The 13,014-nt window shown below is 55.7% G+C and carries 13 protein-coding genes; 11 read left to right on the top strand and 2 right to left on the bottom strand.

The window, feature by feature from the left end:
• Positions 1 to 8 precede the first annotated feature (8 nt).
• Complete coding sequence (locus IEX04_RS12015) at positions 9 to 1,148, top strand: acyl-CoA dehydrogenase family protein (protein ID WP_188685949.1); 1,140 nt, start codon at positions 9 to 11, stop codon at positions 1,146 to 1,148.
• Here the strand turns inward: IEX04_RS12015 and IEX04_RS12020 are convergent.
• Positions 1,137 to 1,379, bottom strand: coding sequence for a DUF5703 family protein (locus IEX04_RS12020; protein ID WP_096253975.1), 243 nt, complete (start codon positions 1,377 to 1,379; stop codon positions 1,137 to 1,139). The two genes, IEX04_RS12015 and IEX04_RS12020, sit on opposite strands and share 12 nt — an antisense overlap.
• Positions 1,380 to 1,423: 44 nt before the next feature.
• Here IEX04_RS12020 and IEX04_RS12025 point away from each other — a divergent pair, with 44 nt between their 5' ends.
• The 3 genes from IEX04_RS12025 to mshC all read left to right on the top strand — a co-directional run bounded on the left by IEX04_RS12025 (position 1,424) and on the right by mshC (position 3,899).
• Positions 1,424 to 1,642, top strand: coding sequence for a hypothetical protein (locus tag IEX04_RS12025; protein WP_096253974.1), 219 nt, complete (start codon positions 1,424 to 1,426; stop codon positions 1,640 to 1,642).
• Between the two features lie 78 nt (positions 1,643 to 1,720).
• Positions 1,721 to 2,545 carry an undecaprenyl-diphosphate phosphatase gene (locus tag IEX04_RS12030; protein ID WP_096253973.1) on the top strand — a complete coding sequence of 275 codons (825 nt, stop codon included), beginning with the start codon at positions 1,721 to 1,723 and terminating at the stop codon, positions 2,543 to 2,545.
• Positions 2,546 to 2,636: 91 nt separating this feature from the next.
• The gene (gene mshC / locus IEX04_RS12035) at positions 2,637 to 3,899 is read left to right on the top strand and encodes a cysteine--1-D-myo-inosityl 2-amino-2-deoxy-alpha-D-glucopyranoside ligase (RefSeq protein ID WP_170947693.1); all 1,263 of its coding nucleotides are present in this window, start codon (positions 2,637 to 2,639) and stop codon (positions 3,897 to 3,899) included.
• 57 nt (positions 3,900 to 3,956) lie between these two features.
• Here the strand turns inward: mshC and IEX04_RS12040 are convergent, their stop codons facing one another.
• A complete protein-coding gene (locus tag IEX04_RS12040; RefSeq protein ID WP_188685950.1) occupies positions 3,957 to 4,865 on the bottom strand; it encodes a proteasome assembly chaperone family protein in 909 nt (302 codons plus the stop codon).
• A gap of 83 nt (positions 4,866 to 4,948) precedes the next feature.
• Between IEX04_RS12040 and IEX04_RS12045 the strand changes: the two genes are divergently transcribed.
• The 7 genes from IEX04_RS12045 to pafA all read left to right on the top strand — a co-directional run bounded on the left by IEX04_RS12045 (position 4,949) and on the right by pafA (position 12,997).
• Positions 4,949 to 5,662, top strand: coding sequence for an HAD family hydrolase (locus tag IEX04_RS12045; protein WP_096253970.1), 714 nt, complete (start codon positions 4,949 to 4,951; stop codon positions 5,660 to 5,662).
• On the top strand, positions 5,659 to 6,786 hold the full coding sequence (locus IEX04_RS12050) for a site-2 protease family protein (protein ID WP_188685952.1): 1,128 nt from the start codon (positions 5,659 to 5,661) through the stop codon (positions 6,784 to 6,786). The genes IEX04_RS12045 and IEX04_RS12050 overlap by 4 nt, the downstream gene beginning before the upstream one ends.
• A 26-nt stretch (positions 6,787 to 6,812) precedes the next feature.
• Positions 6,813 to 7,865, top strand: coding sequence for a tRNA (adenine-N1)-methyltransferase (locus IEX04_RS12055; protein WP_188685955.1), 1,053 nt, complete (start codon positions 6,813 to 6,815; stop codon positions 7,863 to 7,865).
• A gap of 83 nt (positions 7,866 to 7,948) precedes the next feature.
• The gene (gene arc, locus IEX04_RS12060) at positions 7,949 to 9,685 is read left to right on the top strand and encodes a proteasome ATPase (protein WP_382344650.1); all 1,737 of its coding nucleotides are present in this window, start codon (positions 7,949 to 7,951) and stop codon (positions 9,683 to 9,685) included.
• Positions 9,682 to 11,301 carry a depupylase/deamidase Dop gene (dop, locus tag IEX04_RS12065; RefSeq protein WP_188685956.1) on the top strand — a complete coding sequence of 540 codons (1,620 nt, stop codon included), beginning with the start codon at positions 9,682 to 9,684 and terminating at the stop codon, positions 11,299 to 11,301. The genes arc and dop overlap by 4 nt, the downstream gene beginning before the upstream one ends.
• A gap of 60 nt (positions 11,302 to 11,361) precedes the next feature.
• Positions 11,362 to 11,547 (top strand): ubiquitin-like protein Pup, encoded by a 186-nt coding sequence (locus tag IEX04_RS12070; RefSeq protein WP_096253966.1) that lies wholly within the window; start codon positions 11,362 to 11,364, stop codon positions 11,545 to 11,547.
• A 76-nt stretch (positions 11,548 to 11,623) separates the two neighbouring features.
• Positions 11,624 to 12,997: a Pup--protein ligase gene (gene pafA, locus IEX04_RS12075; protein ID WP_188685959.1), complete on the top strand. Its 1,374-nt coding sequence runs from the start codon at positions 11,624 to 11,626 to the stop codon at positions 12,995 to 12,997.
• Positions 12,998 to 13,014: the final 17 nt, after the last annotated feature.

Below are 13,014 nucleotides of genomic sequence, written 5' to 3' on the forward strand. Positions count from 1 at the left end.
CCTCCCGCGTGACAATTGAAGAACTACTAAGCGATCAACTACTTGAACGGATCCGCGCACGAGCCGCGGAATACGACGCGGAGAACAGCTTCGCCACCGAAGACTTCGAAGAGTTGGTCGGCTTAGGGTACTTAAAGGCGCTGGTGCCCGAATCCGCCGGTGGTCTGGGCTGGAGCTTCGAACAGCTGGTGCTTGCTCAACGTCGACTGGCGACGGCGGCTCCGGGCACCGCGTTGGCGATCAATATGCATCAGGTCTGGGCCGGGGTCGCATACTTGCTTGCGGCACGCGGAGATATGCGGCTGAACATGGTTACCGACTGGATCACAGACGGAGAAGTGATGGCCTTCGGGATTTCGGAACCTGGTAATGATTCAGTGCTTTTTGATTCAAATACCGTGGCGGACACCGCGGCCGATGGTTCGGTGGCCTTCACCGGAACCAAGATCTTCACCTCACTTTCTCCGGCTTTTACTCGACTGGGAATCTTTGGCAAGGATGAGCAGACCGGGGAGTTAGTTCATGGCTTTGTGGCACGCGGAGAAAAAGTCCGCTCGCTGGGGGACTGGAACACCTTAGGAATGCGGGCGAGCCAGTCGCACACCACCAAATTAGAAGGCGCGGTGGCGCCGGCGGCCTGGGTGCATTCCAGATTGCCGGTCGGACCCAACGCGGATCCGCTGATCTTCGCAATCTTTGCGTCCTTCTTAACGCTCACCGCCAGCGTGTATGTCGGGATGGCTGAACGTGCGGTAGAGCTGAGCCAAAACGCGCTGAACAAACGCACCCATCAAGACGGTAGTAGTTACACCCAAGACGTTCGAGCTCGTGGTCTACTAGCCCAGTCAGGGATGCGGATGCTGAGCCTAGACGCACTGCAACACGCGGTAGCCAGCGACCTGGAATCACGCGTTGATCATGGCGAGGGTTGGTTCCCGCGGCTAGTGACGCTACGAACTCTGGCCGGACAAACCGCGCGAGAGAACGTGGAAACTGCCGGCCAATTGCTTGGTGGTGGCGGATACTTCCGAGGCAGTGAATTTGAACGCCTCTACCGAGATGTGCAGGCCAGCTGGTATCACCCCTCAAATGCTGCCTCGGCGGAAAACACCGTGGCTAGTTGGCTGGTGGGCCCACTAGAGTCCTGAGCGATCAAGCGTACTGACAACGCGGATCACCTTGCGCCGCATCCAATATTTGCTGGCTCCACCCTCATAGCGCAGGGTGCGAACATGCTCCCATTTTCCGTTATCCGAGTGTTCTCGCAAGGCTGCTCGGGCTACGTGTTTGGATTCCGTGGGGAAAGAAGTGATCACCAAATATTCGTACCGGTCATCATTATTCAAGTGCAGCGGGGCCTTGATAAGTTCCTGAAGCATTTCACCTCTATCGAAAGATGGCATTCGGTTGTAGCGTGTGTCTCATGAGCATCGAACCGAGCTACGCGCTACAACAGCTGATCTCACGACTTGAGCAGCACCTGACGGTGGTTTCCCAGAGTCGGGGATCGGCCGACGCAGCCGTTGACGCGGCTTTTGGATCTTTAGCCGACGCGTTCCAGACTTATGAGGATGCCCTCTACGACCAATATTCCGAACTACTTCCGTTCACCATACCCACGGATGACGACGATGACGAGTGAGTACGACCACGGATTGAATTTTCTTTCAAACGCCCGTTAATCACCGTGTCTCCCGCCCACGTGACGTAGTGTCAAGGGGTGAATTGGTTTGAAGCAGCTTTTCTCGGATTAATACAGGGCCTGACAGAGTTCTTGCCCGTCTCCTCATCGGCGCATCTGCGCATTGTGGGCGAACTTTTGCCCAACGCGCAAGATCCCGGTGCGGCATTTACCGCCATTACCCAACTGGGTACTGAAACCGCGGTCATCGTTTTTTTCTGGCGCGATATTGTGCGAATAATCGGAGCCTGGTTTAAGGCGATCACCGGCAAAATTCCGCATTCGGATCCGGACGCCAAAATGGGTTGGCTGATTATTGTCGGCTCGATCCCTATCGCATTTTTGGGCTTATTGCTCGAAAGCTACATCGATACGAACTTCCGTTCGCTCTGGATAGTGGCCACCACACTGGTGGTATTTGGCGTATTCCTTGCGATCGCTGACTACTACGGCAAACAAGAACGCACCTTGCAAACGCTGACCGTGAAACACGGTATCTTTTACGGTTTGGCTCAGGCTATGGCTTTGATTCCCGGTGTCTCACGCTCTGGCGGCACCATTACCGCCGGCTTGCTGATGGGCTACACCCGTGAAGCTGCGGCAAGATACTCGTTCTTACTCGCCATTCCCGCGGTTTACGCCTCGGGACTGTACAAGCTTTACAAGTCTTTCGCCGAGCCTGGCGTATACACGTTGGCGCAAACCGGTGTGGCCACCTTGGTGGCCTTCGTGGTCGGATTCTTTATCGTGGGCTGGTTCCTAAAGTTTGTTTCCACCCACTCCTACCGATTCTTCGTCTGGTACCGCTTGCTCTTGGGCCTAGGACTGTTCGTGTTTCTTGGCCTCGGTGTGATCAGCGCCTAACAAGACAAGAGAGTCAACGGGAATAAACTAAGTTCTCGTTGACTTGCTCTTAAGAGAAGATCGTCTATACATCTGCGAAAGGATGTACTCAGTGCTCGCGTGGAAGTCCCCGGAAGTACCGCATGTTGTCGGATCCGCACCCATCTTGGAGATTTTTGATACCTCCAGCGGAACCAAGCGGGCCACCGCGCCGGCCGATAAAGCCAACAGTCCAGCCAGCATGTACGTCTGTGGCATCACCCCATATGACGCCACACACATGGGTCACGCGGCTACCTATGTCACCTTTGACCTACTGCACCGTACCTGGTTGGATAACGGCCGTAAGGTGAGCTACACGCAGAACATCACCGACGTGGATGATCCGTTGCTCGAGCGTGCCACCGCGACGGGTGTTGATTGGCGCGATCTGGCCGAGAGCCAGATTCAGCTGTTCCGCACCGACATGGAAGCGTTGAATGTCATCGCCCCACATAACTACATCGGTGCCGTCGAGTCCGTGAGCTGGCTGGTGCCAGTAGTCGAACGACTGCTGGCCGCAGACTTGGCATACCGAGTGCCGGCGGGTGAAGACGGGGTGGATGGTGACATTTACTTTGACACCATGGCCTCGCAGAATGATGCGTGGAAGCTCGGTCAGGTATCAAACTACGACCGTGAAACGATGCTCGGCTTTTTCGCCGAACGCGGCGGAGACCCGCAGCGTGCAGGTAAGCGCGACCCGCTAGATCCACTGCTCTGGCGAATGGCTCGCGAAGGAGAACCTTCGTGGGATGGTGGAGAACTGGGCACCGGACGTCCGGGCTGGCACATCGAATGTTCGGTGATTGCCCGAAAGACACTGCCTGCACCGTTTACCGTTCAGGGTGGCGGCTCAGACCTGATCTTCCCGCACCACGAATTCTCTGCCGCACACGCTGCCGCCGATGATCAGCTCGAATTGGCGCAGAACTACGTGCACACCGGCATGGTTGGCCTGGACGGCGAAAAGATGAGCAAGTCCCTAGGCAACCTGGTGTTGGTCTCCAAACTGCGTGAGGCCGGGGTGGAGCCGGTGGCGATTCGCGCGGTGCTGCTCTCCCAGCACTACCGGACCAACTGGTCTTGGACCGATGACCTGTTGCAGCTGGCACAGCAGCGCATAGCCACCTGGCGGGAACGGATAACCGCTAGTGGCTTGGCCGAAGCTACCGCACTGCTCACCCGCATTCGCTCGCGCATGGCCGATGATCTGGACGCTCCAGCAGCGCTGGAAGCCATCGACCAGTGGGCGGCCACCGAGGCTGAAGGCAGCGGCGAAGGTAGCGAACTGCTAACCCGTGGCTTTGATGCTCTCCTAGGCCTGAAGCTCTAAGTTAGAAAAGAATCTCCATGCGAATTTCTTCGCATGGAGATTTTTTGTACCCTCAGCTTAGATTTCGAAGTCCGGACCTTGCCCGTCTCCCCGCGAGCGGCCACGCCTGCGCAGGTAGCGTTCAAACTCGCGCGCAATGGACTCGCCACTTGCTTCAGGTAATTCGCTAGCGTCCGAAGCCCGCTCGAGTTGCTGCACATATTTTGAGACATCCGGATCCGCCGCCAAAAGCTCATCGACCCCGCGTTTCCACGCGACCGCGTCTTCACGCAACTTTTCCGAGGTCACGCTCATCGGGATCAACTCCTCGAGCATTTCAACCAGCGCTAATTCCACCCGTGGGCTCGGTGCTTGGGCTACATAGTGGGATAACTGGGCCCAAAGCGACATAGTCGCAATTCCATGCTTGTCGAATTCCGCGCTTAAGACCGAAGGAATTCCTGTTGGACCCTCATAGCGTGATGCGGAGATATTAAAGAACTCCTGCAGCTTAGGATGATCGCTGTTCAGCACCGTAGGCACCGGGCGGGTATGCGGCACATCAGCCAACAGTGCACCCACGGAAAGTACCGCGTGAACATTGTGGGTTTGGGCGGCCCGCACGACCTGAGCACAAAAGGATTGCCACTTAAACGTGGGCTCCACGCCCACAACAATCAGCAGATCTGCTGGGGCTTGCTCGAGGTTGATGCGATAAACATCGGTGACCGGCCATTCGATCACCCGTCCAGTCTCTGTGAGCCGAGAATGCGGGCGAGTGAACTGGTAGTCGTAGTAATCATCTGAGCCCACGGTGGCGACATGTTCGGGCGAGGTGCTATTCAAAATGCGCCGGACCGCATCACTAGCGGCCGAGCCAGCATCATTCCAGCCCTCAAACGCCGAAATTAAGATGGTGGGACGCATCTCATGTTCGGTTTGCCCAACGAAGCCATTCAGCGTTGGTGCTTGGTATTCCTCGCTCATCACAAACCTCTTTCCTGCCACTTCACCGACCCGACGTATCCACCGAAGCGGTTTAGCCCCACTCTTCCATCTAGAATGGAGTCATGCCAAGCACCAGATCAGCGTTCGATACAAAAGTTTCATCCCACGGCCCGCAAGCGGTGCTGTGGGATATGGATGGGACCCTCATCGACACCGAACCCTATTGGATCAATGCCGAGATGGAACTCGTCAAAGCCCATGGTGGTACCTGGAGTGAGGAACAAGCATTTAACCTCGTCGGACAAGCGCTGCCTAACGGTGCCAAAATCCTTCAGGAAGCCGGAGTTAATCTCAGCATCCGCGAGATCATTGACCACTTATCGAGCAAGGTTATTGCCGGGTTGAGCCACGAAGTACCATGGCGCCCCGGAGCTCTGGAACTGCTCACTGCCGTGCATGCGGCAGGTATTCCCCAAGCGTTGGTCACGATGAGTGAACGTAGCATCGTGGATAAGCTCATGGAAGTACTACCCGAAGGTATCTTCACCGTCAGCGTCACCGGTGAGGAAGTCACCCACGGCAAACCAGATCCCGAACCCTACCGACGCGGACTAACCTTACTGAGTGAAAAGTTGGGCCGAGAATTTGAAGCCGCCCGCTGCATTGGCTTCGAAGATTCAAAACCCGGCATTCATTCTGCCTCGGCCGCCGAGCTACACGCAGTATTAGTCCCAAACGCCACCGATCCCGGAGTGGGGAACTGGCGACGGATCACGTCACTAGTTGATGTGGAAGTAGAAACCATGACCGATTGGTTGGTGCAGGTTAACGCGTGAGCGAAGTAACTGAAAAGGCCCCAGGGCTGAAGCTGGGGCGTATCGGCGGAGTGCCGGTGTACCTGTCTAGCTCGTGGTTCATTATTACCGCGGTCATCACCGTAGCCATCGGCATGCAATTATCCAATAACGCGCTGATCCCACCTGTTGTCGCTTACCTCTTGGGGTTTGCCTGCGCCGTGGTGATTGCCCTAGCTGTTCTCGTGCACGAGGTAGCGCACGCGCTCACGGCGCGCGCCTTCAAATGGCCAGATGCCCACATTGTGCTCACCCTGATGGGCGGACACACACAGTTCGGTTCCTTTAAAGCCAAGCCCGGAGCCTCTTTAGCTGTGGCTATGGCCGGTCCGCTATCGAACTTTGTGCTCGCCGGCCTAGCCTGGCTGGCTATGCAAATTCCAAGCCTCGGGTTATATCCGGGACTGCTGCTGAATTTCTTCGTCTACGCAAACCTGCTGCTCGGTGCGTTTAATGCACTGCCAGGACTTCCCCTAGACGGTGGGCGCCTCGTTGAATCTGCGGTGTGGAAACTAACCGGTTCACAGTTTAAAGGCACCATCGCCGCATCCTGGGTGGGCCGCATTATCGTCATCGGCGTGGTCTTCTGGTTTGTGGTGCTTCCATATTTTAAGGGCCAACAGCCACAACTGATCACCATGGTGGTTGGCGTGATGGTGGCGGTCTTCATGTGGCAGGCGACTACACAGTTGATCAATCACGCAAAAATGATGCTGAACCTACCCAAGGTCATTGCCGGGGACCTGATGTCACCAGCCAGTGCCATGATGTCCGTAGCCACAGTAGCTGACGTGCACACCCGCAAACGGAACCGTGGGGGATCGATCATTTTGATTGACCCGCAGGGCATGCCTTGCGGTGTGGTAGATGAACAAGCGCTGAGCCGGGTAGCTGTTGAGGCAGCTTCCGAAGTCTCCGCCTTAGCTGTTTCGCGGGCTTTGGGCCGCGGAGCGGTGGTCGCTGCTGAGGCTGATGGCAGGCAACTGATCGATTATCTGGCCACTGTGGCTAGCGCAGAATATGCGGTGATCGACGCCCGTGGGGCCGTGGTCGGGTTATTGCACCAACGCAAAATTATTTCGGCCGTCACCGGCCGCAAAGCCTAAAAAGTTCTACAACAAAGGAAAACTCAGTGAGTGCTCAGAACACCGCAGCGCCGCATGGCGCGAACGCCCGTCGCGGCCCCTTCCGCGTCGGCGACCGTGTCCAGCTGACCGACGAAAAGCGTCGCATCAACACCATCACCCTTGAAGCCGGTGGAGAGTTCCACACGCACCAGGGCGTGTTGAGCCATGATCTGATCATTGGTACCTCCGAAGGCTCGGTGGTGGAAAACGTTGAAGGCGTGCGCTATCAGATGCTGCGTCCGCTGGCGAAGGACTTTGTTCTGTCCATGCCTCGAGGTGCTGCAGTGGTTTACCCCAAGGATGCCGCCCAAATTATTCAGTTTGGCGATATTTTCCCTGGTGCACGTGTAGTTGAGGCCGGCGTTGGGTCCGGAGCGCTGTCGATTTCACTGCTGCGTGCGGTAGGAGACCAGGGGTACCTGCACTCCTATGAGCGTCGTGAAGAGTTCGCAGACATTGCGCGAGGCAACATCGCTACGGTATTTGGTGGCGAGCACCCTGCCTGGAACCTTTCAATTGGTGATTTCCAAGAGAAGGTACTGGAAATTGAGGAACCAGGCAGCGTAGACCGCGTAGTGCTCGATATGCTCTCGCCGTGGGAATGCCTGGACGCTGTAGCCACGGTGCTGGCACCTGGCGGAGTTTGGACAAACTACGTGGCCACGGTGACCCAAATGTCCCGCGTGGTGGAAGCAATTCGCGCATCGGGCCAGTTCACCGAGCCCGATTGCTTTGAAACCATGGTGCGCGGTTGGCATGTTGACGGTTTAGCGGTTCGCCCGGATCACCGCATGGTGGCGCACACGGCGTTCTTGATCACCACTCGCCGGTTGGCCGACGCGCAGGAGGGCATCCCGAAAGCTAAGCGGATGAAAGAGCACGGTTACTCGGCCGAGGATCTGAACGCGTGGACCCGGGAACACGACGCCGAGCAGTGGACCGAATCCGCACTCGGAGAACGTGGCATTTCGCCCAAGAAACTTCGCCGCGCCGCCAAGGACGCCAACCGTCCTAACCGTGTCCGCGAAGGTGAAAACGTCTCGGATATCGAGAACTAACGTTTCAATATGTGAACTAAAGCCCTGGGAAATTCATTCCCGGGGCTTTAGCTTCCTAAGATGGAATCAGAGTGCCTCGCAAGATAGCCACCTCTGGTGGCCGCGCGAGGAGAAGTGTAAAGGTTGGGAGAATAACCGTGAGCGAAAACAACGAGGCACAACGCGTCGCCGAGCGTCTTCAGGTAACCGAACGTCAGGTCAACCTGCTTCGCGATAAAAATCGCAACCTAGATAAGCAGCTAGCCGGGATCAGTGGCAACAACCAGCGCCTAGTGTCCTTGCTAGAACAGACTCGCGAACAAATTATCAACCTCAAATCTGCGCTTGAAAAAGACGGTGATACGCCATTTAGCTACGGAACCATCGTGGCAAAACACCCGCGTAAACACCCGGAACCAGGCACCGGAATCGAAACCACCGCGGTACAGGCTGTCGACGTGATTTACTCCGGACGAAAAATGCGTGTATCCATAAGCCCACTGCTGGATTTCGACAAATTCCACATTGGCCAACAGGTACTCCTCAATGAGGCTCTCGTTGTCGTGGCAGGCCTAGGCTATGAACAAACCGGCGACCTAGTGACGATCAAGGAAATCCTGGAGCACCACCAAGCAGTAGTGATGACCCGCGGCGATGACCAGCGAGTCATCGAATTTGCTGAGCCACTGCGCGGTGAACATCTGCGCGTGGGAGATCAACTAACCATTGATTCGCGTACCGGGTTAGCGATCAACCGGGTACAGCTCACCGACATGCAGTCGCTAGTGCTCGAGGAAGTACCGGATATCGATTACTCGGATATCGGTGGACTGAACTCACAAATTGAAGCCATCCAAGACTCGGTCGAGTTGCCCTTCGCGCACCCAGAGCTTTATCGAGAACACGGACTGAGCGCCCCCAAGGGCATTCTGCTTTACGGCCCTCCGGGCTGCGGTAAGACCTTGATCGCCAAGGCCGTGGCAAATTCACTAGCCCAGCGCGCAGCAGCACGAAACGGTAATACCCAATCCAGAAGCTACTTCCTGAACATCAAGGGCCCAGAACTACTGGACAAGTATGTCGGTGAGACCGAACGGCATATTCGCCTGATCTTCGCACGAGCCCGCGAAAAGGCGTTGCATGGCGACCCAGTCGTGGTGTTCTTCGACGAGATGGAATCGCTCTTCCGAACCCGTGGCACAGGTGTTTCTTCCGACGTTGAGACGACCATAGTGCCACAGTTGCTTGCCGAAATTGACGGTGTGGAGCGCTTGGATAACGTCATCGTTATTGGTGCCTCAAACCGAGAAGACATGATTGACCCGGCCATTTTGCGTCCGGGACGTTTGGACGTGAAGATCAAAATTCGTCGCCCCGACGCAGTGGGCGCCGCAGAAATTTTTGGTAAGTATCTCACCACAGACCTACCCCTGCATGAGGACGAGGTCACCGCCGATGGGGGAGAGCGCCAGAAGACCGTAGCAAGAATGATCAGCGACACCGTGGAAGCGATGTATTCCACCGAACGGATCAACGAATTCTTGGAAGTCACTTACGTCAACGGTCAAGTAGAGGTGCTCTATTTTAAGGACTTCGCCTCCGGGGCGGTCATTCACAATGTGGTGGACCGAGCAAAAAAGCATGCAATTAAGTCGTTGATCACTACCGGTGAACGCGGACTGAAAATGGAATACCTGTTGCGTGCAGTGCGTGAAGAGTTCGCCGAGCACGAGGATATGCCAAACACCACCAATCCCGATGATTGGGCGCGTATCTCCGGGCGCAAGGGGGAACGGATCAGCCATATTCGCTCGCTGGTTAATCAGAAGGGCAGCAAATGAGCGCTCGTCGGCTAGTGGGCCTGGAAACTGAGTACGGAATCATTCGGCCGTCCATGCCCAAAGCGAACTCCACGGTGCTCTCCGCGCAAATTGTGGACGGATACGCGCAATTAGTACGCGATAGCGACTCCGCAACTCGCGCCGCACGCTGGGATTATGCTGATGAGTCTCCGCTCAATGATGCTCGGGGTCATTCGGTGTCCCGCGAGGAAGCACATCCGAGTCAACTCACAGATTCTGAACCCACCTTAGAAGCCGAAAATCAGGTGTGGACCGCCGAATCTATTGCCTTAGACGGAAATGACGCACGCGTTGGTGCCACGTTGTATCAGGAAAATGACACCACCGACGTAGTAATGAATATGGTGCTCGGTAACGGTGCCCGACTCTATGTGGACCATGCGCATCCCGAATACTCCGGTCCGGAAGTGACCAGCCCGCGTGATGCGGTGCTCTGGGATCAAGCGGGCGATCAGGTAATGCGCCGGGCCGCAGCCTCGGCCGCCAGTTTGGGCAGTGGTGAACTGCTGTTATACAAGAACAACACCGACAATAAGTCGGTGTCTTATGGGTCGCACGAAAACTATCTGATCCCGCGCGATGTGGAGTTCTCCCGGTTAGTCGACGGGTTGACCGCATTTTTTGTCACCCGGCAGATTTTTTGTGGGGCAGGACGAGTGGGGCGCGGAATGCTCGGGCGCGGAGCCGAATTCCAAATCTCCCAGCGTGCCGATTTTTTTGAGGCAGAAGTTGGTCTGGAAACCACGGTCAACCGTCCGATCATTAATACTCGAGACGAGCCACATGCCAATTGGGATAAGTACCGCCGGTTACATGTGATCATCGGAGATGCAAACCTTGGTCAGATCTCCACACTGTTAAGAGTTGGCACCACAAACTTGGTGCTCAGCCTGATCGAAGCAGGAATGTCTCCGAAGCTTGAGCTAGCAGATCCGGTATCCGCCCTTCAGCAGATCAGCCACGACCCCACTCTGCAGGCATCCGTGGCGCTGCGCGGTGGGCGTCGAATGACCGCTATCGAGATCCAGCGCAGCTATCTGGAAGCGGCCGAAACCTATTGTGCACAGCGCGAGGTCACCGACCCCGACACCACTGAAATTCTTAACCGTTGGCGTGCCATCTTGGACACCCTGGAACAAGATCCTATGCAGGCGGCCGGCCAGGTCGACTGGATCGCCAAATATTCGCTAATGAAGTCATTTACCGAACGCCACAACGTTGGGCTTGATGATCCGCGCATTGCACTGATGGACTTGCAATGGGCTGACCTGCGCCTGGACAAAGGATTGTATTATCGGATCGCCGCGCGAGGCCTGATGGAAACCATCTTCAGCCAGGAAGAAATTAATGCCGCGGTGGACAACCCACCCCACGATACCCGCGCCTACCTGCGAGGAATGACGCTGCAACGCTACGCACCCTACGTGGTAGCTGCCAACTGGGATGCGCTGTCATTCTCGGTACCAGGAGCAAGGAAAATCAACAGGTTCCACATGCCCGAACCATTGACGGGTAGTCGTGCGCAGGTTGGAGAACTCTTTGATGCGCAACTGGAGATCAATGAGTTCATCGATCAGTTGGCGCGGCATCGCTAAACAGCGCAGAATGAGAACTAGGCGTGCATCACCTGCCGCCAAAGATTTGAGGAGCAAGAAATGACCCAGGAAAACTTCTCGGCTCGCCGTGAGAATCAAGCCCAGCCGGTAGAAACCGAGCAGGTACAGGTAAATACCACCGGTACCAGTGCCGGCGTTGACGATTTGTTGGATGAGATCGATTCAGTACTTGAATCGAATGCCGAAGAATTCGTGCGTGGCTTCATTCAAAAGGGTGGCCAGTAACTTAGTTGCAGTCACGGGCATGACCAACATGTTGCTGGTTTACTCTGGCAACACCAATGAGGGGAAGTAGCTTCCGGTGGATCGCAGGATTTTCGGTTTAGAGACCGAATTTGGACTGAACTATGTGCCATCTGATGGGCGACGGCTCACTCCAGAAGACGCAGCCCGGCATCTTTTTCGTCCCGTTGTCGCGTGGGGACGAAGCTCCAACGTTTTCTTGAACAACGGTTCACGGCTTTACCTTGATGTTGGTTCCCACCCTGAATACGCTACCGCGGAATGTGATCAGTTGCTTCAACTGATTGCTCATGACCGCGCCGGTGAAACGGTGATGCTGGACCTGGTTGAACAGGCCGAAGAACAGCTACTCGAAGAAGGTCACGAAGGCCGATTGTTCTTGTTCAAGAACAATGTTGATTCCGCTGGTAATTCTTATGGATGTCACGAAAACTACTTGATCCCGCGCAAAGTCGAATTTAAGCGACTCGCGGATATGCTCATCCCGTTCTTGGTGACTCGTCAGCTGCTGTGCGGTGCCGGTCATCTGGTTCAGATTGAAGATGAAACAAAGTTTGTCTTCTCCCAACGCGCGGACCACATGTGGGAAGGCGTTTCCTCAGCGACCACACGGTCTCGTCCAATTATCAACACTCGTGACGAGCCGCATGCGGATGCCCAGTATCATCGTCGTCTGCACGTGATCGTGGGGGACTCGTCGATGAGTGAGACCACGCAACTGCTGAAGATCGGTGCGACCGATCTGGTCTTGCGACTGATTGAATCCGGAGAGATCTATCATGATCTGCGTCTGGAGAACCCGATTCGTTCAATTCGCAGTATCTCTCATGCTTTTACAGGGCAAACCGTGGTGCGGTTGATGTCCGGAGATGAACCAACCGCCTTGCAATTGCAGTGGAAAATCCTTGAGCTGGTAAAGGGATTTGTGGCCCGTCATGGCGCGCACCACGATCAGGTGGAACGGGTGCTTGAACTATGGGAACGCGTTTTGGTAGCCGTTGAGAGTCAGAACTTCTCGTTAATCGACCAAGATATTGACTGGGCAATTAAGCACAAACTGATCACTGGTTACGCTGCCAAGAACAATCTGGGCCTAGATTCCCACCGCATTGCGCAGTTGAATTTGACCTACCATGACATTGACCCGACACGTGGTCTCTTCCACTTACTGCGTCGGCGCGGACTTGCTAGCTCGGTTCTCGACCCGCAGGCAATTGCAGATGCCGTAGAAAACCCGCCAGCCACCACGCGTGCGGCGATCCGCAGTAAATTCATCAGGGCCGCCAGAGAGACGGGTCGACGGTATTCCACCGACTGGGTGCACATGAAATATGAAGAAGGTGAAGGCGGGGTTGTATTGTGCAAGGACCCCTTTGCCACCACAAATTCGGCGGTTGATGAGCTAATTGAAATGATGCGCCGCCCCGTATGACCAGCTGAAAACAAGTA

Source organism: Glutamicibacter ardleyensis (assembly GCF_014644555.1).
Lineage (GTDB): Bacteria > Actinomycetota > Actinomycetes > Actinomycetales > Micrococcaceae > Glutamicibacter > Glutamicibacter bergerei.